The 956-nt window shown below is 58.3% G+C and carries 2 protein-coding genes and 1 tRNA gene; 1 reads left to right on the forward strand and 2 read right to left on the reverse strand.

All coding sequences use genetic code 11. The features are described from left to right. Both AC1DZU_RS35585 and AC1DZU_RS35590 read right to left on the reverse strand, forming a co-directional pair. Positions 1-132 (reverse strand): porin (locus AC1DZU_RS35585; RefSeq protein WP_477292133.1); only part of this gene is annotated, 132 nt, incomplete at its 3' end. Between the two features lie 150 nt (positions 133-282). Further along, positions 283-373, reverse strand: a tRNA-Ser gene (locus AC1DZU_RS35590). A 451-nt stretch (positions 374-824) separates the two neighbouring features. Here AC1DZU_RS35590 and AC1DZU_RS35595 point away from each other — a divergent pair. Next, a partial coding sequence (locus AC1DZU_RS35595; RefSeq protein ID WP_477292133.1) for a porin occupies positions 825-956 on the forward strand: 132 nt, incomplete at its 3' end.

Here is a 956-nt window from a genome sequence, read left to right on the forward strand (position 1 = left end):
GCCGTAGACGTCGCAGATCTTGACGTATTCAGCGGGCTCCGGCTCGGCGACGACGACGGCGTCGGCGGCGCGCGCACCGGAAACTGCGAGCAGAGCCGCAGCGGAGCCGAGGAGAAGGCTCTTAATGTTCATTTTCTGACCTCCAGTCAGAATCGAACAAAACAGCGTTGCCTTCAGTGCATCTTTGGCACGGAGTTGCGTTCCGACGGCAACGGAATGCCTGTCTATCTATCTGATTTAATTGGATGATTTCTGGTAGGCCGCCTTCGAGGCAGGCAGAGATGGCGGAGAGGATGGGATTCGAACCCACGAGAAGCTTTTGACCTCTACTCCCTTAGCAGGGGAGCGCCTTCGACCACTCGGCCACCTCTCCGTTGCGCCGCTGGATAAAGAAAAGCGCCGGCACAATCAACAAGCCCGCGTCATTATATGGAAAAATAAGAACGCACCGAGCTGCGGCTTTCCTTCGATGCGGCGGTTCTGCGGCAGTTTCCTGGCTGGCGACTCGGGGCCTCGCCATGATTCCGTCGGCCGATCGCCAGATTCGACTGGAAACAAGCGGTTGCGGCGGCCCCAATGGTTAACGAGAGCTTTCTGAGTGAGGCCAAATCGTGTCATTTGTGCAACAACGCCAGGGGATAGCAGCCGAACAGCCCTTTCGCCGGTACGATCGTGGTTGAACGCCGCCGTCTCATGGGTAATGTCGAATTCGAAGGAGCGGCGCGGTGCGCATCTTTTTCGGTAGTGGGGATGGGGCAGGGAACGCTGTCCTTCAGCAAAGAATACCCAGACCCGTTTTTTAACTTTTGACTGGAGGTCAGAAAATGAACATTAAGAGCCTTCTCCTCGGCTCCGCTGCGGCTCTGCTCGCAGTTTCCGGTGCGCGCGCCGCCGACGCCGTCGTCGTCGCCGAGCCGGAGCCCGCTGAATACGTCAAGATCTGCGACGTCTACGGC

The sequence above is a fragment of the Mesorhizobium sp. P2_A12 genome (genome assembly GCF_056405075.1).